21 protein-coding genes and 1 riboswitch are annotated in these 22,915 nt (G+C 72.3%); of the genes, 13 read left to right on the top strand and 8 right to left on the bottom strand.

Going from position 1 to position 22,915, the window contains the following annotated elements:
- Window positions 1-170 precede the first annotated feature (170 nt).
- The 3 genes from AB0D10_RS21750 (at window position 171) to AB0D10_RS21740 (ending at window position 5,031) form a co-directional block, all read left to right on the top strand.
- Window positions 171-371 (top strand): DUF5326 family protein, encoded by a 201-nt coding sequence (locus AB0D10_RS21750; RefSeq protein WP_360258737.1) that lies wholly within the window; start codon window positions 171-173, stop codon window positions 369-371.
- Window positions 372-530: 159 nt separating this feature from the next.
- Window positions 531-666, top strand: a riboswitch (TPP riboswitch).
- Window positions 661-2,475 carry a phosphomethylpyrimidine synthase ThiC gene (gene thiC / locus AB0D10_RS21745; protein WP_360258733.1) on the top strand — a complete coding sequence of 605 codons (1,815 nt, stop codon included), beginning with the start codon at window positions 661-663 and terminating at the stop codon, window positions 2,473-2,475. (Overlaps the previous riboswitch by 6 nt.)
- Window positions 2,476-3,207: 732 nt before the next feature.
- Window positions 3,208-5,031, top strand: a complete 1,824-nt coding sequence (locus tag AB0D10_RS21740; RefSeq protein WP_360258730.1) for an ice-binding family protein — start codon at window positions 3,208-3,210, stop codon at window positions 5,029-5,031.
- 712 nt (window positions 5,032-5,743) lie between these two features.
- Here the strand turns inward: AB0D10_RS21740 and AB0D10_RS21735 are convergent.
- The gene (locus AB0D10_RS21735; protein ID WP_360258727.1) at window positions 5,744-6,178 is read right to left on the bottom strand and encodes a CBS domain-containing protein; all 435 of its coding nucleotides are present in this window, start codon (window positions 6,176-6,178) and stop codon (window positions 5,744-5,746) included.
- Window positions 6,179-6,443: 265 nt separating this feature from the next.
- Here AB0D10_RS21735 and AB0D10_RS21730 point away from each other — a divergent pair, with 265 nt between their 5' ends.
- Window positions 6,444-6,893, top strand: a complete 450-nt coding sequence (locus AB0D10_RS21730; protein ID WP_360258724.1) for a DUF5994 family protein — start codon at window positions 6,444-6,446, stop codon at window positions 6,891-6,893.
- A 132-nt stretch (window positions 6,894-7,025) separates the two neighbouring features.
- Here AB0D10_RS21730 and AB0D10_RS21725 read toward each other — a convergent pair whose 3' ends face one another.
- Window positions 7,026-7,412: a VOC family protein gene (locus AB0D10_RS21725; RefSeq protein WP_360258720.1), complete on the bottom strand. Its 387-nt coding sequence runs from the start codon at window positions 7,410-7,412 to the stop codon at window positions 7,026-7,028.
- A 44-nt stretch (window positions 7,413-7,456) separates the two neighbouring features.
- A complete protein-coding gene (locus tag AB0D10_RS21720; RefSeq protein ID WP_360258717.1) occupies window positions 7,457-8,044 on the bottom strand; it encodes a dihydrofolate reductase family protein in 588 nt (195 codons plus the stop codon).
- Between the two features lie 148 nt (window positions 8,045-8,192).
- Here AB0D10_RS21720 and AB0D10_RS21715 point away from each other — a divergent pair, with 148 nt between their 5' ends.
- On the top strand, window positions 8,193-9,164 hold the full coding sequence (locus AB0D10_RS21715) for a LysR family transcriptional regulator (RefSeq protein ID WP_360258714.1): 972 nt from the start codon (window positions 8,193-8,195) through the stop codon (window positions 9,162-9,164).
- Window positions 9,165-9,198: 34 nt separating this feature from the next.
- On the opposite strand, the gene AB0D10_RS21710 is transcribed toward AB0D10_RS21715, so the two are convergent.
- Window positions 9,199-10,677, bottom strand: coding sequence for a prolyl oligopeptidase family serine peptidase (locus tag AB0D10_RS21710; RefSeq protein WP_360258711.1), 1,479 nt, complete (start codon window positions 10,675-10,677; stop codon window positions 9,199-9,201).
- Window positions 10,678-11,057: 380 nt separating this feature from the next.
- On the opposite strand from AB0D10_RS21710, the gene AB0D10_RS21705 reads away from it, so the two are divergent.
- Window positions 11,058-11,573, top strand: a complete 516-nt coding sequence (locus AB0D10_RS21705) for a hypothetical protein (RefSeq protein WP_360258708.1) — start codon at window positions 11,058-11,060, stop codon at window positions 11,571-11,573.
- On the opposite strand, the gene AB0D10_RS21700 is transcribed toward AB0D10_RS21705, so the two are convergent.
- The 3 genes from AB0D10_RS21700 to AB0D10_RS21690 form a co-directional block, all read right to left on the bottom strand.
- The gene (locus AB0D10_RS21700; protein WP_360258705.1) at window positions 11,531-12,475 is read right to left on the bottom strand and encodes a hypothetical protein; all 945 of its coding nucleotides are present in this window, start codon (window positions 12,473-12,475) and stop codon (window positions 11,531-11,533) included. The two genes, AB0D10_RS21705 and AB0D10_RS21700, sit on opposite strands and share 43 nt — an antisense overlap.
- 239 nt (window positions 12,476-12,714) lie before the next feature.
- On the bottom strand, window positions 12,715-14,061 hold the full coding sequence (locus AB0D10_RS21695) for a metallophosphoesterase (protein WP_360258702.1): 1,347 nt from the start codon (window positions 14,059-14,061) through the stop codon (window positions 12,715-12,717).
- A gap of 284 nt (window positions 14,062-14,345) precedes the next feature.
- Window positions 14,346-15,503 (bottom strand): LacI family DNA-binding transcriptional regulator, encoded by a 1,158-nt coding sequence (locus AB0D10_RS21690; protein WP_355668971.1) that lies wholly within the window; start codon window positions 15,501-15,503, stop codon window positions 14,346-14,348.
- Window positions 15,504-15,849: 346 nt separating this feature from the next.
- Here AB0D10_RS21690 and hisC point away from each other — a divergent pair, with 346 nt between their 5' ends.
- The 5 genes from hisC (at window position 15,850) to AB0D10_RS21665 (ending at window position 21,330) form a co-directional block, all read left to right on the top strand.
- Entirely contained in the window at window positions 15,850-16,929 is a 1,080-nt protein-coding gene (hisC, locus tag AB0D10_RS21685; RefSeq protein WP_360258698.1) for a histidinol-phosphate transaminase, read from the top strand.
- Between the two features lie 329 nt (window positions 16,930-17,258).
- Entirely contained in the window at window positions 17,259-18,644 is a 1,386-nt protein-coding gene (locus AB0D10_RS21680; protein WP_360258695.1) for a biotin/lipoyl-binding protein, read from the top strand.
- A 2-nt stretch (window positions 18,645-18,646) separates the two neighbouring features.
- Entirely contained in the window at window positions 18,647-19,450 is an 804-nt protein-coding gene (locus AB0D10_RS21675) for an ABC transporter ATP-binding protein (protein ID WP_360258692.1), read from the top strand.
- On the top strand, window positions 19,447-20,661 hold the full coding sequence (locus tag AB0D10_RS21670) for an ABC transporter permease (RefSeq protein WP_360258689.1): 1,215 nt from the start codon (window positions 19,447-19,449) through the stop codon (window positions 20,659-20,661). Before AB0D10_RS21675 ends, AB0D10_RS21670 begins: the two co-directional genes overlap by 4 nt.
- A 12-nt stretch (window positions 20,662-20,673) precedes the next feature.
- Window positions 20,674-21,330, top strand: a complete 657-nt coding sequence (locus AB0D10_RS21665; protein ID WP_360258686.1) for a hypothetical protein — start codon at window positions 20,674-20,676, stop codon at window positions 21,328-21,330.
- Between the two features lie 98 nt (window positions 21,331-21,428).
- Here AB0D10_RS21665 and AB0D10_RS21660 read toward each other — a convergent pair whose 3' ends face one another.
- Window positions 21,429-21,680, bottom strand: coding sequence for a hypothetical protein (locus tag AB0D10_RS21660; protein ID WP_360258683.1), 252 nt, complete (start codon window positions 21,678-21,680; stop codon window positions 21,429-21,431).
- A gap of 160 nt (window positions 21,681-21,840) precedes the next feature.
- Here AB0D10_RS21660 and AB0D10_RS21655 point away from each other — a divergent pair, with 160 nt between their 5' ends.
- Window positions 21,841-22,707 carry a helix-turn-helix transcriptional regulator gene (locus AB0D10_RS21655; RefSeq protein WP_360258680.1) on the top strand — a complete coding sequence of 289 codons (867 nt, stop codon included), beginning with the start codon at window positions 21,841-21,843 and terminating at the stop codon, window positions 22,705-22,707.
- Window positions 22,700-22,900 (top strand): DUF397 domain-containing protein, encoded by a 201-nt coding sequence (locus AB0D10_RS21650; protein WP_360258677.1) that lies wholly within the window; start codon window positions 22,700-22,702, stop codon window positions 22,898-22,900. Before AB0D10_RS21655 ends, AB0D10_RS21650 begins: the two co-directional genes overlap by 8 nt.
- Window positions 22,901-22,915 lie beyond the last annotated feature (15 nt).

The following is a 22,915-nucleotide window of genomic DNA, read 5'->3' as shown; positions in this document are numbered from 1 at the left end:
GTAGACCCGCAGGGGGTGTTCCCGGGGGTCGGGGTCGGGGTGATCTCGGGGTTCTCTCCGGGCCGTTGGCCCTCGTTCCGGCACTCGGGCCCCCGTACGATCGAAGTATCGAAAGCAAGCGGGATGCGGCACCGGACGGCGGCCGACCCGAGGGGAGAAGAGGTACGGACATGGCTGAGCTCTGGAAGTCGCTGCCCTCGTGGGTGCGCAACATCGTCATCCCGGTGCTGGTCCTGGTGCTGGCCTGGAACATCGTCGCCTTCGTCTTCGGCGTGGTCGGTGCCCTGCTGAGCATCGTGCTCAAGCTGCTCGTGGTCGTCGGAATCGCGGCCGCCGTGGTGATCCTGGTGAAGAAGGCCGCCAAGAGCTGACGCCCTCCCCGATCGCCGCCCTGAGGCCCGGTCCCCGTCACGGGGAGCCGGGCCTCGGCCGTTCCCGGCCGGTCACCCGGCGGTCACCCGGCCGTGGACCCGCTCTGGACCTGCGGCAATCGGCTCGCTACCGTGTTGGGCGTCATGTGCAGGCAACACCGCCTGCGACGCGGGAGCTCGGAGCACCGGGCTGAGAGGGCGCTGACCGGGACGTCGACGGACGGACCGACGGCTGCGTCGACCGCAGGAACCTGGACCGGGTAATGCCGGCGTAGGGAGTAGAGGTCAGATGACCACGTTCGACGCACAGCCGCAGTCTGCCCAGAGCGCCCCCAGCAGCGAGCGCACCGGCTACCCGACGCCGGCCTGGAGCAAGGCCTACCGCGAGGGATCCCGCCCCGACCTGCGGGTCCCGTACCGGGAGGTGCGGCTCACCAACGGCAGGTCCGTCCCGCTGTACGACACCTCAGGCCCGTACACCGACCCGGCGTACGAGCCCGACGTGCGGCGCGGCCTGCCCGCGCTGCGCGACCCCTGGATCCGCCAGCGCGGCGACGTCGAGGAGTACGACGGCCGCGAGCCGCGCCCCGAGGACGACGGCATCAAGCACACCGCGCCGCGCGGCGGGAACCTGCGCAACCTGGACGCCGTCTTCCCCGGCCGTCCGCGCCGCCCGCTGCGCGGTCGCGGCGGTACGGCCGTCACCCAACTCGCCTACGCCAAGCGGGGCGTGGTGACGCCGGAGATGGAGTTCGTGGCCCTGCGGGAGGGCCTGGAGCCCGAGTTCGTGCGCGCCGAGGTGGCCCGCGGACGGGCCGTCATCCCGGTGAACGTGAACCACCCGGAGGTGGAGCCGTCCGTCATCGGCACCAACTTCCTGGTGAAGATCAACGCCAACATCGGCAACTCGGCCGTCACCTCCTCGATCGAGGAGGAGGTGGAGAAGATGACCTGGGCCACCCGCTGGGGTGCCGACACCGTCATGGACCTCTCCACCGGCCGCAACATCCACACCACCCGCGAGTGGATCCTGCGCAACTCCCCCGTGCCGATCGGTACCGTGCCGCTCTACCAGGCGCTGGAGAAGGTCGACGGCAAGGCCGAGGAGCTGAGCTGGGATGTCTACCGGGACACCATCGTCGAGCAGTGCGAGCAGGGCGTCGACTACATGACCGTCCACGCCGGTGTGCTGCTGCGCTACGTCCCGCTCACCGCCCGCCGCAAGACCGGCATCGTCTCGCGCGGCGGGTCGATCATGGCGGCCTGGTGCCTGGCGCACCACCAGGAGAACTTCCTCTACACCAACTTCGAGGAACTCTGCGACATCCTCGCCTCCTACGACGTCACCTTCTCGCTCGGTGACGGCCTGCGCCCCGGCTCGATCGCCGACGCCAACGACGAGGCGCAGTTCGCCGAGCTGCAGACCCTCGGCGAGCTCGGCCGGATCGCCCGCGAGCGCGACGTCCAGGTGATGATCGAGGGCCCGGGCCACGTCCCGATGCACAAGATCAAGGAGAACATGGATCTCCAGAAGGAGATCTGCGACGAGGCGCCGTTCTACACCCTCGGCCCGCTGACCACCGACGTCGCCCCCGGCTACGACCACATCACCTCGGGCATCGGCGCCGCGATGATCGCCTGGTGGGGCACCGCGATGCTCTGCTACGTCACGCCCAAGGAGCACCTGGGCCTGCCCAACCGCGACGACGTCAAGACCGGCGTGATCACCTACAAGATCGCCGCCCACGCCGCCGACCTCGCCAAGGGCCACCCCGGCGCCCAGGAGTGGGACGACGCCCTCTCCGACGCCCGCTTCGAGTTCCGCTGGGAGGACCAGTTCAACCTGGCCCTCGACCCGGAGACCGCCCGCGACTTCCACGACGAGACCCTCCCCGCCGAACCCGCCAAGACGGCCCACTTCTGCTCCATGTGCGGCCCGAAGTTCTGTTCGATGAAGATCTCCCAGAAGATCCGCGACGAACACGGCGACGGCGCGACGGCCGTGGCGTCCGGCTACGACGCGGAGGCCGAGGCCGGCATGCAGGCCATGTCCGAGGAGTTCAAGGCCCAGGGCAACCGGGTCTACCTCCCGCTGGCCGACTGACGGCAGGTGCCGAGGCGCTGCGCTGGGCCCCGAAAGCGGTGTCCGGCGCAGCGCCGCGCACGTTCGGGTGCGCAGGTGGAATCCGGTCGGCGGATTCTCGGGTGTGGGTCGGAGCCCGAGGATCTCGCGGACGAGTGCGAGCCCCCGCTCCGGGGAGAGATTCCGGGGACGGCCGGTGAGCAGGCCGTCCAGGACCGTGTCGACGTCGGAGCCGTCGGGAGCCCGGACGGCGTCGAGCGGCAGCGCTCGGCCACCGTGTCGGCGTCACCGGCGGCCGCAGTGAGCGCCTCTTCCTGCGGATTCGTCAGGTCGTTCATGATCGGGCCAACGATTGGGATCACGGGGCGATACGTGATTCACCGGCCCGGGCGCGGCCAAGAGGAAAAAACGGTACTGCTACGACCCTGGCGGCGACCCGAGCAGCCGACGGCTGCCGGAGGATGACAGCCCGCCATTGATGTGTGGACGAACTGTGTGGCGAGGCGGGCGGCATGCCCCGATCGGCGCTGGTGCGTCACTCCGTTGCATCCTTATCGCTCTCTTCTTTCCTGTTGCTGTTGCACGGTGTAGTGAGTTGGTGACTATCCATCACCTGTTCTGGTCGGCTCCAGCTCTTCGAAAGCCCTCCGGCGCGAGTGCGAGGGCGTGAAGCCTGACCGGGCACCACCAGCGTCGCTCCGGATGCCCTCTTCGGGTGACGGAGTTCAACGGCGACAAGAAAGGTCCTGTCCTATGGCAGTCGATGCCATGCTGTCCGCTCCACCGGGACGAGGGCGCAGACGCGCTCGACTCGCGGGGGCGTCCGTCCTGCTGTCCGGACTGACGTTGCTCGCGACGGCCGGTCTGGTCCCCAGCCCCGCGCACGCCGCAACGGCACCGGTGGGGCTGGGAACTGACACCAGCTATGCGATCCTGGCGGGCTCAACCGTCACCAACACCGGCCCCAGCGTCATCAACGGCGACCTGGGGCTCTTCCCGGGCACCAGCGTGACGGGCTTCCCTCCCGGAGCCGTGAACGGGGTTCAGCACGTCAACGACGCGCAGGCGGCGCAGGCCCAGTCAGACCTCGTCATCGCCTACAACGATGCCGCCGGCCGGGCCCCCACGGCCATCCTGACCTCGCCCGGCGACATCGGAGGGCTGACGCTGACGCCCGGCGTCTACAAGGCGAGTTCGTCGCTGAACCTCACCGGGACCGTCACCCTCGACGCGATGGGCGACCCGAACGCCGTCTTCATCTTCCAGATCGGCTCCACCCTCATCACGGCTCCGTCGAGCGTCGTCAGCCTGGTCAACGGAGCGCAGCCCTGCAATGTGTTCTGGCAGGTCGGTAGCTCCGCCACCATCGACGTCAACTCCTTCTTCAAGGGCAACATCCTGGCCCTCACGTCCATCAGCGTGAACCACGCCTCGGTGATCGAAGGCCGCGCCCTGGCCCGCAACGGTGCCGTCACTCTGGACGACAACACCATCACGAGGGCTGCCTGCACCGTCGGCCCTCCCGGACCGAGCGGCCCGCCCGGACCGAGTGGCCCCCCTGGACCGAGTGGGCCCGCTGGTCCTCCCGGTGCCGCGGGTTCCCCGGGTGCACCTGGACCTAACGGTGCTCCGGGCGTGGCGGGCTCCCCGGGCGCTCCGGGTGCTCCCGGTCCCAACGGTGCCCCCGGCGCGCCCGGTGCCAACGGTTCGCCCGGCGCTCCTGGTGCGCCCGGCCCCAACGGTGCTCCGGGTGCTCCTGGCGCCCCCGGTGCACCCGGCCCCAACGGTGCTCCGGGCGTGGCGGGCTCCCCGGGCGCTCCGGGTGCTCCCGGCCCCAACGGTGCCCCCGGCGCTCCCGGCGCCAACGGTGCTCCCGGCGCGCCCGGTGCCAACGGTTCGCCCGGCGCTCCCGGTGCGCCCGGCCCCAACGGTGCTCCGGGTGCTCCTGGCGCCAACGGTTCGCCCGGTGCCAACGGTTTGCCGGGCGCCAACGGTTCGCCGGGCGCTAACGGTTTGCCGGGCGCTAACGGTTTGCCTGGCGCCAATGGTTTGCCTGGCGCCAATGGTTCGCCCGGTGCCAATGGTTTGCCTGGCGCCAATGGTTCGCCCGGTGCCAATGGTTTGCCTGGCGCCAATGGTTCGCCGGGTGCCAACGGTTCGCCGGGTGCCAACGGCTCGCCCGGCCCTGCTGGTCCGGCCGGCCCATCAGGTCCTGCCGGTCCTGCCGGTCCTGCTGGTCCTGCTGGTCCGGCCGGACCGCCCCAGTCTCCGGGCGGTCACGGTGGTCAAGGTCACGGTGGCCACGAACAAGGCGATCACGGGAAGGACCAGGGCAACCACGGCAACGCTCCGGCCGACCACGGCAACGCTCCGGCCGACCACGGCAACGGCAAGGGCGGTCACGAACAGGGTGCGCCGACCGTGCGTCCGCACGAGTCGGGGCAAGCACTCGCTGCCACCGGCTCCGGCAAGTCGATCGTCATCGCGGCCGGCTCGGCGGCTGCCGTCGTGCTGGGAGGCTCAATCCTCATCCTCGTGAGGCGCAGCGGACGAGTCGCAGCTCGCCGTCGGCACTAGCCCTCGCCGTGATGGGCGGCGAGCGTCCGAAGCGGGTCCACTTCCCGCCGACGGACTGATGCTCGACCACGTGTGGCGCTGTCTCGGGCGGCCGGAGGGCCGTCCCGGGACAGCGCCACGCGCCTTGGCCGGAACGGTGGTCGAATCGGTGGTCCCAGCCTTCCCGCCCGACCCGGTACCGTCCGTCGCGGTGGCGAGGAGGACGGACGGTGGGCTCGACCGGCGCATGGGTCGTCGGGCCCGTGTCCGAACAGGAGGCAGCGGGGAGGTGCGCGCACCTCGTCCCACAGCCGACGACTTCCGCACGCCGGAGGGCTGCGCGGAGACGCTCAGGCCCGGGCGGTGACCCCGGGTTCGCGGCCGGGGACCTGCTGGACACCCCGCTCCAGGTGTTGCACCATGCGGCGGCCACCGCCGCCGGCCTGGGCGCCTCCGCGTTCACCCGCTGGTACTGAGCCGCGTGGGTGCGCCGATCGTGGCGTCGGCCCAGCGTCGAGGTGCTGGTCTCGGAACGGAGTTGTCGTCGATGAAGATCCGCGACGGACACCGCGACGGCGCGACGGCCGAGGCCGGCATGCAGGCCGTGTCCGAGGAGTTCAAGGCCGAGGGTAGCCGGGTCTACCTCCCGCTCGCGGACTGATCGCCGCGCGTCGCCGACCCGCTCCGGGAGCCGGACGGGCTTCCCGGGGCGGGGTCGGCGGGGCGTCGCGGGTCACGCGGCCTCGGCGGAGAGCAGGCCGGTGGCGCGGTCCGCGGTGAGCACACCGAGGATGTAGCCGTCCTCGTCGACGACGGGCCAGACCGCCAGGTGCTTGATCTGCATCGCGATCGCGGCCAGGGCCAGGCCCATGGTCGGCCAGGCGAACGGGCCGCGCTGGTGCGAGGTGGAACTGATCGCGGTCAGCTCGCTGTCCGAGGAACGGGCCAGGAACGGGTGGAGTCCGGTGCGGGTGACCAGCCCCTCGCACCGGCCGTCGTGGTCGCGGACGAGCAGGAACTCGATGTCGGCGCCGCGGAGGACGTCGTTGGCCTGGCCGACGGTGTTGTCGTCGGCTATCTGGTAGTCGCAGGGGTCCATGGCGTCGGCGACCGTGAGGCCGTGGCGTGGCCGTGCCCGCTGGGGGGAGTAGGTGGTCACAGTGCTCACCGTTCCCGTCTCCGACTGCCCGCCGGGGGCTGCCGGGCTGTCCTTCACCCAGAACGAAGCCGGAACGGGGACCGGAATGCGGGATGCCCTGGATGCCTTCGACCCTACTCCTGTGGTGCCCGGGCCGACTCCTGTGGTGCCCGGCCGGGGAGACCTGCCGCGGAGTACCGTGGGAAGCAACCGAGGACGTTCCGCACACCGGCGTCAGCGTCGACGTCGCCCTGGGTCATGACGGGTCCCTCGTGGACCGGACGGGCGGCTTCGCATGATGCCGATCCCCCTTCCCATTTCCTCCTCCTCCGGACCGTGGACGGTGGCCGGTGCCCCGCTGCTGCCGCGCCTGGAGCTGGAGCCGACGATGTCGCGGGAGGGCGTCTTCGACGGGGCCTGGTGGCCCCGCTCGAACCGGGTTCTCGCCGAACTGCCGGACCTGATCACCGCGCTCGGTGCCCACTTCGGGCGCATCCTGCGGGTCGGCCTCGACACCTCGGCCTGGGACGGTGTGCCCCGGTCCGTCGACGCGAACGGCCTGACGATCAGGATCAACTGGTTCACCGGCAGCGACGCCACGATCAGCGTCACCCGGGGCCTCCAGGACCACTTCCTCCTGCTGGTGGTGCCGCCCGGCACCGACCCGGCGACGGCCGCCTCGGCGATGGCCGGCGCCTCCGTGACCGGGAACCACACCCCGGCGGCGGAACTCCTGCTCGGCTGACCGGCGTTCGTCGTCGCGCCCGGCCGGATCCGCGGCGAGGCGCGACGTCGAGGTCTTCGCTTCCGTCCGTCCGTCCGTGACGGACGGGTGCCGCCCCGATCCACCCCCGTGGGGCCGGGGCGGCACCCGGGCTCAGTTGGCGGCGTCCTGCGGGTACCAGCGGAGTTCGACGGTGTTGCCGTCGGGGTCCTGGACGTAGACCGAGGTGGCGGTGCCGCGGGCGCCGTAGCGGGAGACGGGGCCTTCGAGGACGGTGAAGGTGCCGGCGTCGATGACCTCCTGCCAGTCGAGGGGTTCGACGGTGAGGCAGATGTGGTCGACGTTGGACTCGTGCCGGGGGCGGTCGGTCAGGTCGATGATGGTCTCGGGCGTGACGCGGACGGAGGGGAAGGACACCTTGCCGGCGCGCCATTCGTCGACGCGGACGGGCTCCAGGCCCAGTTGGCCGGCGTAGAAGGCCAGGGAGCGCTCGACGTCCGAGACGTTGAGGACGAGGTGGTCGAAGGCTACGACGCGCATGGTGGGTGTCCTTTGGTGTGCGAGGGGGAGGGGCGGGTGGGAGGTCAGGCCTGCTGGTAGTGCAGGTGGACCACGCCGGTGCGGAAGGTGGCCGAGTGGGCGAGCCGCAGCGGGATGCGGTCCTGCTCGGTGAAGAGGCGGATGCCGGAGCCCAGGACGACCGGGTGGACGAACAGGTGGAGGTCGTCGATCAGGCCGGCGCGCAGCAGGGACCGGGTGAGCATGATGCTGCCGGTGACGCTGATGTCGCGGCCCGGCTGCCGCTTGAGCTCGGTCAGTTCGGCGACGAGGTCGCCGCCGAGGACGGTGGAGTTGTTCCACTCGGTCTCGGTGAGCGTGGTGGACACGACCAGCTTGCGAACGGCGTTGAGGGCGTCCGCCATGTCGCCGGTCTGGTGGGGCCAGGTGGCGGCGAAGGTCTCGTAGGTGCGCCGGCCGAGCAGCAGGGTGTCGGCCGCGGCGGCGAGGCCGCCGACGACGGCGCCCATCTCTTCGTTCAGATAGGGGAAGTGCCAGGTCTCGGGGGCTTCGACGACACCGTCGAGGGAGATGAAGAGGCCGGCGGTGATCCGGCGCTCGGTGGTGCCGGTCGCGGTGGCGGCGGGGGTTGCGGCGGCGGCGGTGCTGGTCATGGGGTGCTCCGTGCGTGGTGGTGGGATCGCCGCGGGCCGTTCCGCGCGGTCGGTGACGGGTTCTACGATCCTCCGGAGCGGACGCGTCATCAACGCACGATGGACGTACGATCGTTGAGCAGGATTCAACGATCGAGGAGTGGGGCGGATGCTGGAGCGGCTGGAGGTCGAGGTCTTCCTCGCGCTCGTGGAGGAACTGCACTTCGGCCGGACCGCCGAACGCCTGCACCTGACCACCGGGCGGGTGAGCCAGGTGGTGAAGAAGCTGGAACGCCGGATCGGCGGCCCGCTCTTCGAGCGCACCAGCCGCTCGGTCCGACTCACCCCCGTGGGGCGGCAGTTGGCCGACGACCTGGCGCCGGTGGTGGAGGCGATGGCGGCGGCCCTGCGCCGGGCGGAGGACGCCAGCCGGGGCGTCACCGGGGAGCTGCGGGTGGCCTTCCTCGGGGAGTGGACGGCGCCGGTGCTGCTCAGGGCGGTCGCGCTGTTCGGCGAGCGGCACCCCGACTGCCGGGTCGATGTTCGGGAGGTGCAGCTCTCCAACTCGCGGGCGAGCCTGCTGGACGGTTCGGTGGACGTGCTGATCGCCTCCTACCCGTTCGACGGCATGGCCCGCGGTCCGGTGCTGCTGACCGAGCAGCGGGTGCTGGCGGTGGCCGCGGGGCATCCGCTGGCCGCGGAGCGGTCGGTGTCGATCGAGGTGCTGGCCGATAACCCGGTGGTGCAGTACCCGGCGGTCACCTCGGTGACCTTCAAGCGGGACCGCACCCCCGACCACACCCCGGCCGGCCGGCCGGTGCCCAGGGGACCGTCCGGCGGGACGTTCTCCGAGATGCTCAGCCTGGTCGCGATGGGTCGAGGCGTCCTGCCGGTCGGTGAGCACTCCCGCCGCTACTACCCCCGCCCGGACGTCGCCTACGTGCCGATCCACGACGCGCCCCCGATCGAACGCGGCCCGATCTGGCGGGAGGGCAACTCGACGGCCCGGGTGCTGGCGTTCGTCCGCGCGGCGGCGGACGCCGCCGGGCCGGCGGGCGCCGGGCCGGCGGGCGGCGGGGCGGCGGGCGGCGGGGCGACGGGCGGCGGGGCGCCGCCGTCGTGCGTCGTGGCGACGGGCTGACCGACCGCTGCGGGGCGGGGGACCGCGGGAGGAGTCATGGCAGCAGAAGTCCCCAGGAGAGGGCCCAGGGGACGAACACCGCGGCGGCGAGCAGCAGCGCGCCGAGTCGGGCCCGGTCGAGGACGGGGGCGGTGGCGAGGGCGGTCCGTCGCCGCAGGGCGGTGCCGGCGGCGATTGCGGCCGAGCCGACGGCGGTCAGGGCGAGCAGCTGCACCGCCAGCCAGACCACCGGTCGGCCGAGCAGCACCGGGCCGGGGTACATCGCGGCCGTGACCATCAGGAAGAGCAGGTAGCCGAGCCCGCCCACCAGCCCGGCGGTGCCGGTGACGGCCGCCCAGCGGGCGGCGCGGGGCAGGGCGGTGGTGCGCGGGCGGCGGCGGATCCGGCGGACGGCGCCGGTCAGTGCGTAGCCCGCGAAGCCGGTCAGGCAGAGCAGGGTGGCGACGGCCTCGGACCAGGCGGACTCGTACCAGCGCACCGGGGCGAGCGCGTGGCTGTGGGTGGTCTGGTGCGGGGGCGGGTCGGCGGAGGCGGTGGGGAGCGCGGTGGCGAGCCCCCGGACCCAGGCGGCTTCGGCGTCGGCGTAGTCGGGCGGCAGCCGGTCGGGCCGGTCGTACCCGTCGTCGTGGGTGACGTGCAGGTTGTGCCGGACGTCGGGGACCGTCCGCATCGTGTAGTGGGTGTTGCCGGCGCGGTCGAGGGCCTGCCGGATGATCGTGGCGCTCTCCTCGGGGGCGGCCTCGCGGTCGAGGGTGCCCCATTCGGCGAGGACGGGCTGGTGGACCCGCTCCCAGACCGGTACCGGGTCGTAGTCGGCCTCGGGGAAGATCCCGGCGGCGCCGAGCACGCGGATCGAGGTGTCCGGCAGGGCGGTGCGCAGTGAGCCGGAGATGCCGTCGTGGCGCAGGTAGCCGTCGTACGCCCAGGACTGCTGGCGGCCCGGGGTGAGCCCGGCCGCGCCGACGGTGACCAGGTACGCCACGTCGTCGGAGCGGGTGGCGGCGAGCGAGACCACCCAGGCGCCCTCGGAGAGGCCCCACAGGCCGACCCGGTCGGGTTCGACCTCCGGCCGGGAGCGCAGCAGCCGGACGGCGGCGAGGGCGTCGTCGGCGAGCTGCCCGTAGTCGCGGTGGGTCATCGAGTAGCCGTCGGTGCGCTTGTCGAAGACCAGGGTGGTGATGCCGCGCCGGGCGTAGGCCTCGGCGGCGGGCCGCAGGTCGCCGAGCGGGCCCGGGCCGGCTCCGGGGATCATGACCAGCCCGGGGCCGCGGGTGCCGGCCGCCGCCGTGGGCGGTGCCAGCACCAGGCCGTGCAGGACGGTGCCGCCGGCGCCGGTGAACTCGACCACGGTGCTGACCGGCTCGGCCGGACCGGGCGCGGCGGCGGCCCGTCCGGCCCCGGCGAGCAGGACGGCCAGGGCTGCCAGGAGCACGGTGATCAGCGGTGTCGTCGGTGCGGTGCGCAGTGGTCCGTGGCGTGCGGTGCGCAGTGGTCCGTGGCGTCCGGTGCTCATCGCGGTCCTCCCCCGTGCCGGTGTTCTCGTCGGTGTCCAGCCTGGCCCGGCCCGGGGTGGTCGGGCGATGGTGGCCGCCCCCGCGTCACGGGTGGGGAAAACCCCAGGGGTGGGAGAACTGACGGGTCGGCAGACGCGGAGTCGGTCCGAACGGGCGGGATGTCCGAGCGGACGGGATGTCCGAGCGGATCAGGGCGACTGCGCGGCTGCGGCCGCGCGTTCGGACGGCCGTCCCGAGTTGCGGGCGCTGGCGGACGTGCGGAAGCGGAAGCCGTAGTACCGGGGTATGACGGCGGATCCGGCTCCGCGGTGTGACGACCGGGCGGGCGGCGGCACGGGAGTGTGGGGCCATCAGCCGCACGAGGGTGAGGAGCCCGAGAATGTCCGCGATCCGCCGTCATGTCATCACCGCCGCAGGCGCCTTCCTGGCGCTGCCGACCGGGGTGGCGGGGGCGGCACTGGTGCTGGCCGGGCAGCCCCGGCGGGCCGCCCGGTGGCAGGGGCGGGTGTCCGGCGTCTCGGGCTGGACCGGTGGCCGGGTGCTGGGCCGGGTGCTGTTCGGGTTGCCGCTGGACGCGGCGGCGTTCGTCCTGGTGGGGTACGCGCTGTTCAACTCGGTTCGGAACTTCGGCTACCCGGTCTGGTACCTGGACACGGACTACCACCAGGCGTGGGGCGGCCCGACCATGGCCGGCGTCTGGGCGGTGCACGCGGCGGGCTGGGGTCTGTGCCTCTACGTGCTGCTGCGCTGCCCGGTGCGGTGGATCGCGCGCGGCCAGGGAGCGCTGACCGCGAGGCTGCTCGGCGACGGTGCGCGGCGGTCGGGCGGTGCCGCCGCCGGGTTGACGGCGGTTCAGGTGACGTCGTCGGGCCCGGTGAAGGCGGGCGGGGTGTAGCCGGGGCCGGTGAAGTCCGGGGTGGTGAACGCGGCGGGGCGGGTGGTGCGGCCCTCGGGGTCGGTCAGGCCGTCGGGGCCGGGGCTGGTGAAGGAGGGGGAGGTGTAGCCCGGGCTGCTGAAGTCGGGGCTGCTGAAGTCGGGTCCTTCGGCGGGGCCGGGATCCGCGCCGGTGCCGGGCCCTTCGGCTGCCCCTTCACCGCTGCCCCTGCCGCCCCTGCCGGCGTCGGCGCCGCCGACGCTGCCTGAGTTGCCGGGCACGGGCGGGAGTGCGGCGTGCAGGTAGGGCAGCAGGCCGCGGTCGCGCAGGGCGGCGCGCCATTCGCCTCGGGCGTCGGCGAGTTCGGCGGCGAGCTCCGGGTCGGTGCCGGCCGGGGCCGCGGAGGCGCCGTCGCGTATGGCGGTGAGCAACAGGCCGACGATGCCGATGGCCATCGCGGCGACCCCGGCGGCGAGCGCGACCCAGCCGGCGGTGACGAGGGAGCGGGCGAGGGCGAGGTCCGGGTCGGCGGCGCGCAGCAGGTAGCCGATCAGCAGCAGGAGGACGGCGGCGGTCCAGGCCAGGATCGGGGTGAGCACGGTGAGGACGGGGAAGAGCCCGGCGCCGCCGTTCGCGGAGCGCAGCTGGGTGAGCAGGCCGGGGGCGGTGGGCTCGGTGCCGGGCGGCGGTGGGGGTGTGGTGCGCAGGCTCTCGCGGAGCCGGGCGTAGTGCGCGTACTCGGTGGCGGCCGCGGCGTTGATGCCGTCGGCGTCGCGCAGCGCGCGGATGCGCAGTCGGTCGGTGGTGAGCGCGCCGGGGGCGCGCAGGGCGGTGAGGACGGTGCGGTCGCGCAGGGCTTCGGCGAGGAGGCGCTCGTACTCCGGGCGGTCCTCGGCGAGCAGTGGCGGGGGGTTGTCGGACATGGGGACCCCGTTCGTGCGGACCCCGTTCGTTCCGTCCCGGGGGCGCGGGCGCCCTCGGGGCGCCGGAACGGACGCGGAGGCGGGCCGCCGGACGGGCGGCCGGGTGTGGTGTGCCTCATGGTAGGGGCGGGGGCGCCCGGGCTGACAGTCGGTTTCCGGAATTTCGCGCCCCGGGCCGCGCGCGTGCGACGGCCCGGGCGCCGGGAACTGCCGTTCGACGGAGAGGCTTGGCCGGGGCGCTAGTTGATGGGCAGTCGGGCGACCAGCAGGCGCCCTTCCATGGTCACGCCGCCGTCCATCGCCACCGCGAGGTCGTCCGCGTACACGTACGGTCCGGGGATGTGCGGGGGCTGGCCGTCGTCCGCGTGCACCGCGCCGGTGAGGTACGGGATCGGGCTGTGCCCGTGCACGATCCGGCGGCCGCCGTAGGTGTCCAGCAGCTCGTGGACGGCCGTCGGCCCGGCGTCGCCGCGGAAGGCGAAGCGCTTGGTGAAGCGGCGGAAGCAGTCCCACCACTCGTCCACGGTGCCGTCGGCGAGCAGTCCGTGCACGGCGTCGTTGACGTCGGGGATGGACTCGCCGTACTCCAGGTACGCGGTGGTGTCGGAGTGCAGCAGCAGGTGGTCGTCCTCCAGCGCGATGGCGGGGAGCCGGGACAGCCAGCTGATGTGGTGCGCCTCCAGGCGGTCCAGGTCGTTCTGCTGGCCGCCGTTGAGCCGCCAGGCGGCCAGGAAGGAGGCGGTGCCGGCGGTGGACTGGACCGGCTCGTCGCCGTACCTGGCGGCGCCGAGGAAGAGCAGTTCGTGATTGCCCATCAGGGCGCGGCAGTAGCCGCCGGCCGCGGCGGCCTCGGCGGCGAGCTGCATGACCAGGTCGATGACGCCGATGCCGTCGGGGCCGCGGTCGGTGAAGTCGCCGAGGAACCAGATCCGGGCGCGGCCGGCGGACCAGTGGCCGTCGGCGTCGATCAGGCCCTGGTGGTGGAGTTCGGCGCGCAGCTCCTCCAGGTAGCCGTGCACGTCGCCGACGACGTAGACCGGGCCGGGCGGCTCGCCGGGTCCGGGTGCCGGGTACGGGTAGGTCGGGGCGGCCGGGTCCGGCAGCGGCGGGCCGAGTTCGATGGTCGGCGGGTCGTCGCGACCGGCGAGCTGCAGGGCCGGGGAGGGCTGGTCGGGGAGGGTCGGCTCGTAGCCGGCGCGGTCGTCGTAGCCGCTGGTGTCGTCGTAGGCCGCGTGGTCCCGGCTCTCGTAGGTGCCGTGGTCCTGGCCGTCGTAGCCGGGGTGCTCCTGGCCGTCGTAGCCGGGGTGGTCCTGGTGGGCGAACACCGGTGCCTGGTCCTGGGAGTTGCCCGCGCCGTGGCCCTGGGCGTGCACGGTGTGGCCCTGGCCGTCGGTGTGCCAGTGCTGTTCGAGGTAGCGGGCGCCGCCGTAGCCGCTGTACGTCTCGGCGTCGTAGGGGGTGCCCTGGTAGCCCTGGGCGGGCTCGGGTTCGTAATAGGTGCCGTAGGGCAGCACGTCGAGGTCCGGCTGGTGGCGGGGGCCCGAGTGGGGGTGCTCGGGCCCGGGGAAGCGGTCCTCGGGTGTCATTCGCCCATCATAGGAAGACCACTCTCCCGCCGTCGTCACCTGGTGGGCATCCAATCCTCCGGAGCGTCAGCCGGGCGGCCCTTCGTGGTCCGTTTTGTCCTGGCTCGATGTGGTCTGGTCAGCTCTGGCCGGGCGTCTTTCGTGCTCGCCCGGCTCCGGTCGGTGTCCGACCGGGGTCCGACGGGGGTCCGGACGCGGCCCGGACGCGGCCCGGTGGGGGGCCGGTCCGGCGTCCCGTGGGCGTCCAGGCGGACGCCCCGTCGACGCCGGTCGGCGGCAACGGTCTAGACCTCGCCCGGGGGGCGGGGCGGGCTGACGGTGGTGCGCGGGCTCCGGCGCTGGGAGGACGCGCGGACGATCAGCTCGGTCGGCATCAGGGTGCCCGGGGGCGGTCCGGTGCCGGCGGTGCGGAAGCGGGGCGGGAAGAGCCGCGCGATGTCGACGCCCGTCCCGGAGTCCACGCCCTCGATGGCGTCGATGAGCAGGTTGACCACGGTGGTGCCGATCTTGCGCGGCTTGAGCGAGAGCGTGGTGATCGGCGGTTCGGTGGCGGCGTAGACGTCGCTCTCGCTGCAGCAGACCAGCAGCAGGTCGTCGGGCACCCGCAGGCCGTAGCGGCGGGCGGCGGCGAGCAGGTCGGTCCCGTTGGGGTCGAACAGTCCGTAGACGGCGTCCGGCCGGTCGGGGCGGGCGAGCAGCCGGTCGGCGGCGACCGCGCCGGCCGCCGGGTCGTGCGCCGGGTAGGCCTCGTACACCGGTTCCTGCCCGACCTTGGCGCACCAGCCGAGGTAGGCCTCGGTGGAGAGGCGGGTGTAGGTGTCGGTGCTGGTGCCGGTGAGGAGGCCGATCCGGCGGGCGCCGGCTTCGGAGAGGTGGTCGAGGATGCCGAGCACGGCGGCCTCGTGGTCGTTGTCGACCCAGGCGGTGACCGGGCAGTTGCCCGGTTTGCCGTCGCTGACGACCGGGACGCCGGACCGGTAGAGCTCGCTCACCAGCGGGTCCTGGTCGGGCGGGTCGATGACCACGGTGCCGTCCAGGGCGATGTTGCCCCAGACGTCGTGGCGCGAGGAGGCGGGCAGCACCACCAGGGCGTACCCGCGGCCGAGTGCGGCGCTGGTGGCGGCCCGGGCCATTTCGGCGAAGTACGCGAACTCGGTGAAGGTGAAGGGTTCTTCTCCGTAGGTCGTGACGGTCAGCCCGATCAGGCCGGACCGTCCGGTGCGCAGGGTGCGGGCCGCGGCCGAGGGGCGGTAGCCGAGGCGCTCTGCGACTTCGCGCACCCGGCTGCGGGTTTCGTCGGGCAGGCGGCCCTTACCGTTCAGCGCGTCGGAGACGGTGGTGATCGACACTCCGGCGGCTGCCGCCACATCCCGGATGCCGGCCCGCTCCAGGCGCCTTGAGGTGGTGGGTCGCCGACCGCTCTGGTTGGCTGCTGCTGTCATGGCGGACCGATCGTATGGCTCCTGACAAGGGTCTGTGACCGGCGCATCGGGAGCCTTCGGAGATACGTTTCTCCACGAGTGAGCCGGGGTGCGCCCCTTCGATACCCTCCCGAAACCTGGCCTCTTACCTCTGACATGTGCCAAAGGAACCGGGCAGAATGGCTGATCTGCACCGGTAGCCCGTCCGGGCATCTCACTCCTACGGGTGAGGGCGCTCGGTATCGTGCAAAGCACCCGACCGGGGTGGTCCGGGCGCGTCAGGAGATCCCGGGCACGGGGGGCGACCCCGTCCGTGACGGGCGAGCGCACCGGACAGTTGTGCAACTTCTGGAAACGGAGTACGACCGTGAGCAGTGGTACGTCAGCGCAGGGCCCGCGGCTGCGGCCGACCCTGGACGGCATCCCCACCTACAAGCCCGGCAAGCCGGCCGGCGCCGACGCCTACAAGCTGTCCTCGAACGAGAACCCGTACGACCCGCTGCCGGGCGTGCTGGAGGCGGCGGTCAAGGCGGCCGGCTCGCTCAACCGCTACCCCGACATGGGCGTCACCGAGCTCACCGAGGTGCTCGCCGAGCGCTTCGGCGTGCCCGCCGAGCACATCGCCACCGGCACCGGCTCGGTCGGCGTCGCCCAGTCGCTGATCCTCGCCACGGCCGGCCCGGGCGACGAGGTGATCTTCGCCTGGCGCTCCTTCGAGGCCTACCCGATCATCACCCGGATCGCCGGTGCCACCCCCGTCCCGGTGCCGCTCACCGCAGGCGGTGACCACGACCTGGACGCGATGCTCGCCGCGATCACCCCGAACACCCGGCTGATCTTCGTCTGCAACCCCAACAACCCGACCGGCAACGTGATCCACCGCGCCGAGCTGGAGCGCTTCCTGGACGCCGTCCCCGGCGACGTCCTGGTGGTCGTGGACGAGGCCTACATCGAGTTCATCCGCGACGCCGAGGTGCCCAACGGCATCGACCTCTACCGCGACCGCCCCAACGTCTGCGTCCTGCGCACCTTCTCCAAGGCGTACGGCCTGGCGGGCATGCGGGTCGGCTTCGCCGTCGCGCACGAGCCGGTCGCGGCCGCGCTGCGCAAGACCGCCGTCCCGTTCGGCGTGAACCAGCTCGCCCAGAACGCCGCCGTCGCCTCGCTGCGCGCCGAGGAGGCCTTGCTGGAGCGGGTCGACGCGCTGGTCGGGGAGCGCGACCGGGTGGTCGCCGGGCTGCGCGTCCAGGGCTGGGAGATCCCGGACTCGCAGGCCAACTTCGTCTGGCTCGGGCTGGGCGAGCGCTCGGCGGAGTTCGCCGCCGCGTGCACCGAGGCGGGCGTGATGGTGCGGCCGTTCCCGGAGGGCGTGCGGGTGTCGATCGGCGAGACCGAGGGAAACTCGATCTTCCTGTCGGTGGCGGAGGCGTTCCGCAAGACGCTCTGAAACCCCTCCTGAGCTGCTGACAGTCGCAGGGGCGTGCCGGTCGTCGGCGCGCCCCTGCGGCGTTCCGGCGCGGTGCCCCGGTGCTCCGTCCACCGGGCGCGGGCGCCGGTGCGGGCGCCGGGCGCGGGGGCCGGCTCGCTCCCGGCTCGCTCCCGGATGGCTGTGGATCGCTGGGAGCCTGCTGGGAGTTCGGCCAACGGTCGGCCACGGAGCGGCCAAGCGGGCGGCACAGGGAGGATGTTATGTCCGGCATGCCCGGATCCGACCGGTCAGTCTTCTCCCAGCCGGCGCCCAGGGCGACGCAAGAGGTCCCCGCGAAGCTGTCCGGCATGAAGGTGCTCCCACGGCGGCGCGGTGCCGTCCTCGTCAACTCCGCGCTGGGCGTGGCCCTGCTGGGCGGTGCGGCCCTGGTGTACTCCACGGTCAGCGGAAGCTCCGGCCCGGCTTCGGCCAAGCCCACGGCCCGTACGGCGACGGTCGCCAAGGGAACGGTCCTGGCCACCGTGTCCGGAACCGGCACCCTGGTGTCTCCCACCGACGCGGCCCAGGATTTCACCACGGGCGGCAAGCTCACCGCGGTCAAGGTCGCGGTCGGGGACGCCGTCAAGAAGGGCCAGGTGCTCGCCACCGTCGACACCACAGCGGCCCAGCAGCAGGTGGACGCGGCCCGGGTGGCCCTCACCACGGCCAACGCCAACCTCACCAAGGCGCAGGCCGGGGTCACCACCACGACCACCGAGCCGCTGCCCGGCGCGACGAGCGGGGCATCGGGCAGCAGCGGTGGCGGACGCGGGGCGGGCGGGAGCAGTACGCCCGCCCCGCAGACCACCACCATCACCACCACCAAGGTCGACGACGCGGCCGTGGCCCAGGCCCAGCAGCAGGTCGCCACCGCGCAGACCAGCCTCTCCAACGCCCAGGCGGCGCTGGCCGGGACCACCCTGACCGCCACGGTGGACGGCACGGTCGCCTCGATCTCGAACAAGGTCGGCGACACCGTCGGGGCGACCGCCTCCGGCTCCACCGGTTCCGGATCCTCCACCAAGTCGACCGGCACCAGCACGGGTGCGAGCGCGCCCAGCGGCTTCATCGTGCTCACCAACCCGACCGGCATGCAGGTCACCGCGAACTTCTCCGAGCTCGACTCGCTCAAGCTGAAGAAGGGCGAAGCGGCCACTGTCGCGCTGAACGCGCAGTCCGAGACCAAGCTCAACGCGACCGTCCTGTCGATCAGTTCGCTGCCCAGCAGCAGCGGATCCGGCGGCGCGGCCGGCTCCTCCGCCGTCCAGTACTCGGCGACGCTGCAGCTGACCGGCGACACCAGCACGCTGCGCACCGGCCTCAGCGCCACCGTCCAGGTGATCACCGGCGAGGCCGACAACGCGCTCTCGCTGCCCACCGCCGCCCTGTCGGGCACCGGCACCTCCCGCACCGCGACCGTCCTGCACGAGGACGGCAGCTCCGAGCGGGTCGACGTCGGCGTCGGCGTCGAGGGCGACAGCACGGTGCAGGTGGTCTCCGGTCTGAAGGAGGGCGACAAGGTCGAACTCCCCACCACCAGCGGCACCAACGGCTTCCCGAACGGCTCCTTCCCAGGCGCCGGCGGCAACGGCCGGGGCGGCAACGGCGCGGGCGGCGGGGTCTTCCCCGGCGGCACGGGCGGTGGCGGTACCGGTGGCGGCGGAGCGGGCGGCGGCCGGGGCGGTCGAGGCTGAGCATGCGTCACGTCATCGACAAGCGCGTCCCCGCGACGCCCGTGCCGGTGATCCGGATCCGCCGGCTCACCAAGTCGTACGGGCACGGCGACGCCACCGTGCACGCGCTGCGCGGCCCGGACGACCCGGAGACCGGCGAGCCCCAGGGCGTCAGCCTGGACATCGAACAGGGCGACTTCGTCGCCGTGATGGGCAGCTCGGGCTCCGGCAAGTCCACCCTGATGAACATCCTCGGCTGCCTCGACGTCCCGACCTCCGGCCGGTACCTGCTGGACGGCGTCGACGTCGGCCACCTCGACGAGCAGCAGCTCTCCCTGGTGCGCAACCGCAAGATCGGCTTCGTCTTCCAGTCCTTCAACCTGATCCCGCGCACCACCGCCCTCTCCCAGGTCGAGCTGCCGCTCGCCTACGCCGGCGTGCGGGCCTCCGAGCGCCGCCGCCGGGCGCTGGCCGCGCTCTCCCTGGTCGGCCTCGGCGAGCGGTCCGGGCACAAGCCCAACGAGCTCTCCGGCGGCCAGCAGCAGCGCGTCGCGGTGGCGCGGGCACTGGTCACCGCGCCCGCGATGCTGCTCGCCGACGAGCCGACCGGCAACCTCGACAGCCGCTCGACGGAGGAGGTGCTGGGCCTGATCGACGGGCTCAACGCCACCGGCCGCACGGTCGTCCTGATCACCCACGAGGACGAGGTCGCCCGGCACGCCAAGCGGGTGCTGCGACTCGTCGACGGGCAGATCGTCAGCGACATCCGGCAGGCCCCGGTGGAGGGGCCGCCACCTGCCCTCCACGACCTGGGAGTGCCCGCGTGATCCTCTGGCAGACACTCCGCTTCGCGGTCGGCGGCCTGGCCGCCAACAAGGTGCGCTCGGCGCTCACCATGCTCGGCGTGCTGATCGGCGTCGCCTCGGTCATCCTGCTGCTGGCGGTCGGCAACGGCTCGTCGGTCGCGGTCAAGGACTCGATCACCTCGCTCGGCACCAACTCGCTGACCGTCAGCTCCGGTTCGGCGGCCGGCGGCGCCCGGGCGGCCTCCTCGGTGAAGAAGCTCACGGTCGCGGACGCCAAGGCGCTGGCGAGCGACGCCGGCGCCTCCGCCGCGATCAAGTCGGTGGCCCCCGTCGTCACGACCAGCGGGACGGCGCTGTACGGCAACATCTCGTACAGTCCGGGCTCGATCGTCGGCACCTACCCGGCGTACTTCGAGACCTCCAACCAGAAGGTCGCGAAGGGCGAGTACTTCACCAACGACGACGTGCTCGGCTCGCGCAAGGTCGCCGTGCTCGGCGCCACCACGGCCAAGCAGCTGTTCGACACCGAGGACCCGGTCGGCAAGCAGATCGTCCTCGGCGGCACCCCGTTCACCGTGGTCGGCGTGCTGCAGGCCAAGGGCGGCAGCGGCTTCACCGACCCGGACGACGTGGTGATCGCCCCGCTGCCGACCGTGCAGAACGCCTTCACGGGCTTCGGCGCGGTCAACCAGATCCTGGTGCAGGCCGCCTCGGCGGACACCACCACGGCGGCCCAGTCGGAGATCACCCGGGTCCTGCTCGCGGCACATGCGATCAGCGACCCGTCCAAGGCCGACTTCCGGATCACCAACCAGGCCTCGCTGCTCACGGCGAGGGAGAGCACCACCAAGACCTTCACCGTGCTGCTCGGCGCGGTGGCGGCGATCTCGCTGCTCGTCGGCGGGATCGGGATCACCAACATCATGCTGGTGACGGTGACCGAGCGGACCCGGGAGATCGGCATCCGCAAGGCGCTCGGCGCCCCGCGCGCGGTGATCCTCGGGCAGTTCCTGACCGAGTCGACGCTGCTGTCGGTGATCGGAGCGGGGTTGGGCGTGGCGGCCGGCATGGTCGGCTCGCACTTCAGCATCGTCGGCATCAAGCCGGTGGTGATCCCCGAATCCGTGCTCGGAGCGTTCGGCATCGCCGTCGCCATCGGGCTGTTCTTCGGCAGCTACCCCGCCAACCGGGCCGCCTCGCTGCGGCCGATCGACGCCCTCCGGCACGAGTAGGACTCCATACCCATGAGCAGCAACGAGATCGCCACGGTCAGCAGTACCCAGGCCGAGCAGGTCGCCCTGCTCTCCACCCCGCCGGACGCCCGCGACGTCAGCGGTGAACTGGCCGCGCCGCCGCGCCGGAAGCTGCCCTGGATCAGCCTGGTGCTGGCCGGTGGCGTGATCGCGACGGGCGCGTTCGCGGGCGGGGTCTGGTACGAGCAGAACAACGGCTCCCCCGCCGGGAAGTCCTCCCGGCCGGCTGCGGCGGCCGGCGCTCAGCGCCCCGCAGCGGGCGGCGGGTACGGGCAGGCCGGCGCCGGACAGAACGGCTCGGGCCGTAGGGGCCAGGGCACCGGGCAGGGTCAGGGACAGGGCGGACAGCCCGGCTTCGCCCGGGGCACCGTGAAAGCCGTGGACGGCAACGTCGTGTACCTGACAGACTCCAATGGCAACACCGTCAAGGTCACCACCGGCGACGCGACGAAGGTCCAGCTCAACAAGGACGGCAAGGTCACCGACCTGCAGCCCGGCCAGAGCGTGACCGTCGTCGGCACCCCCGACGCCAACGGTGGCTACACCGCCAGTCAGCTCGTCGAAGGCAACGCTGCCGCCGGCGGCTTCGGCGGAGGAGGCTTCGGCGGAGGTGCGGCCGGCGGCAACCGGAACCCGTCCGGCGGCTGACCCGGAGCCTGTCGGACGAACCGCGAGGCCCTCGCCCCTTCCCTGGGCGAGGGCCTTCGCACGTGCTCAGCGCGGTTCGCCGTCCCGGAGGAGCGGCATCACCGGTCCCACGCCGCGTTCCGGTCGGTGTCGCGCAGGAGGTGGAGGAGGTTGAGGAGGGTGCTCACGGGCGCGTTGCCGAAGTCGACGAGCAGACGCCCGTCGAGGGTGCTCTCCCCGGCCGAGGCCGAACCCCAGAGGAGGCCGTACCGCAGGCCCCGCCGGTGCACTTCGCCGAGGAGCGCGGTGATCTGCGGCGCGGTGTAGTCGTGCATCCGGGGGTCGTCCGGCGCGACGGGCGGGCGGCTCACGCGGCGGAGTCCAGCAGGCGCCTACTGCCTGGAATGAAGGCATTGCTGACGGTCCATCCGGACCGTCGGGCATGACCGTAGCGCGACACGCCACAAATCTGTGGCGATCTGTGGGAAGTTCCCCCGAACGTGGTGGCAGCACTGAGGCGGACTGGTCCCCATGGCACTTCGATCGAACCCGACTCTCCGCCAGCTGCGGTTGGGTGCCGAACTGCGCAGGATACGGGAGCAGGCCGGCCTCGGCGGCAGCCAGCTCGCACGTGCGTTGGGCATCAATCCCGCCCACGTGACCCAGATGGAGAGCGGCAGGACCGGCATCAGCGTCGAGCGCCTGCGCACGATCGCTGCACTGTGCATGTGCGTCAATGAGCCGCTGGTCGAGGCGCTGGCGGAGATCATCACAGACCGCGACAGGGGAGGTTGGTGGGAGGAGTACCGCGGAAGTCTGTCATCGGACTTCCTTGAGGTAGCGGAGATCGAAGGCCGTGCGCGTGGACTTTCGACGTACACAATGGCCTTCATCCCGGGGTTGCTCCAGACCAGCGCCTATGCGTCTGCCGTCTTCGCGCGAAATCTGCCGCCCCTCCCGCGCCATGAGGTCGATCTGAGGACGGCCTTCCGCATACAGCGACAGCACGTCGTTCGATCCAGCGAAGTCCCGTACGTTGCGTACATCCACGAGGCTGCGCTGCGGATGCAGTTCAGTGGCCCCGTCGTGCAAGCTGAACAGCTCGGCAGCCTCATCGAGGACTCCGACCGGCCGGCCATTTCGATCCGAGTAGTGCTGTTCGACGTCGACACTCTTCCGCTCGCGCACGAGAACTTCACCTATGCCGAAGGCTCGATCCCAGAGCTGGACACGGCGCAGTTGGATTCAGGGCTCGGCAACGTTCTCTTTGATGCGCCGGCCCATCTGGCCAGGTTTCGCACTCTGATCGCCCGGATCGACTCGGCGGCCCTGTCGGAAGACGAATCCCGAGAGTTCATTCGATCCATGAAGAAGGATACGGAAAGCAAGTATGCGTAACTCCTCCTGGCAGAAGTCCAGTTATTCAGGCGCGAACTCCGAGTGTGTCGAGGTGCGCGGTGCTGACGGAGTGATCGAACTCCGTGAGTCCGACGAGGGCGACGTCATCGTCCGTACGAGCGCTGCCAAGTTCGCGGCCTTCCTCCAGGGTGCGAAGGCCGGCGAGTTCGACCACTTCACCGCAGGCAGCTAGCGAATGTGGCGGCCC

Source organism: Kitasatospora sp. NPDC048545 (assembly GCF_040651155.1).
In the GTDB taxonomy this organism is placed as follows: domain Bacteria; phylum Actinomycetota; class Actinomycetes; order Streptomycetales; family Streptomycetaceae; genus Kitasatospora.
This window is presented reverse-complemented; position numbering and strand designations above follow the sequence as displayed.

Bases quoted from the DNA above. Each gene is read 5' to 3' on its own strand.
- AB0D10_RS21750 (WP_360258737.1), top strand. From the start codon at position 171: ATGGCTGAGCTCTGGAAGTCGCTGCCCTCGTGGGTGCGCAACATCGTC.
- thiC (WP_360258733.1), top strand. From the start codon at position 661: ATGACCACGTTCGACGCACAGCCGCAGTCTGCCCAGAGCGCCCCCAGC.
- AB0D10_RS21740 (WP_360258730.1), top strand. From the start codon at position 3,208: ATGGCAGTCGATGCCATGCTGTCCGCTCCACCGGGACGAGGGCGCAGA.
- AB0D10_RS21730 (WP_360258724.1), top strand. From the start codon at position 6,444: ATGATGCCGATCCCCCTTCCCATTTCCTCCTCCTCCGGACCGTGGACG.
- AB0D10_RS21725 (WP_360258720.1), bottom strand. From the start codon at position 7,412: ATGCGCGTCGTAGCCTTCGACCACCTCGTCCTCAACGTCTCGGACGTC.
- AB0D10_RS21720 (WP_360258717.1), bottom strand. From the start codon at position 8,044: ATGACCAGCACCGCCGCCGCCGCAACCCCCGCCGCCACCGCGACCGGC.
- AB0D10_RS21715 (WP_360258714.1), top strand. From the start codon at position 8,193: ATGCTGGAGCGGCTGGAGGTCGAGGTCTTCCTCGCGCTCGTGGAGGAA.
- AB0D10_RS21710 (WP_360258711.1), bottom strand. From the start codon at position 10,677: ATGAGCACCGGACGCCACGGACCACTGCGCACCGCACGCCACGGACCA.
- AB0D10_RS21705 (WP_360258708.1), top strand. From the start codon at position 11,058: ATGTCCGCGATCCGCCGTCATGTCATCACCGCCGCAGGCGCCTTCCTG.
- AB0D10_RS21700 (WP_360258705.1), bottom strand. From the start codon at position 12,475: ATGTCCGACAACCCCCCGCCACTGCTCGCCGAGGACCGCCCGGAGTAC.
- AB0D10_RS21695 (WP_360258702.1), bottom strand. From the start codon at position 14,061: ATGACACCCGAGGACCGCTTCCCCGGGCCCGAGCACCCCCACTCGGGC.
- AB0D10_RS21690 (WP_355668971.1), bottom strand. From the start codon at position 15,503: ATGACAGCAGCAGCCAACCAGAGCGGTCGGCGACCCACCACCTCAAGG.
- AB0D10_RS21680 (WP_360258695.1), top strand. From the start codon at position 17,259: ATGAAGGTGCTCCCACGGCGGCGCGGTGCCGTCCTCGTCAACTCCGCG.
- AB0D10_RS21675 (WP_360258692.1), top strand. From the start codon at position 18,647: ATGCGTCACGTCATCGACAAGCGCGTCCCCGCGACGCCCGTGCCGGTG.
- AB0D10_RS21665 (WP_360258686.1), top strand. From the start codon at position 20,674: ATGAGCAGCAACGAGATCGCCACGGTCAGCAGTACCCAGGCCGAGCAG.
- AB0D10_RS21655 (WP_360258680.1), top strand. From the start codon at position 21,841: ATGGCACTTCGATCGAACCCGACTCTCCGCCAGCTGCGGTTGGGTGCC.
- AB0D10_RS21650 (WP_360258677.1), top strand. From the start codon at position 22,700: ATGCGTAACTCCTCCTGGCAGAAGTCCAGTTATTCAGGCGCGAACTCC.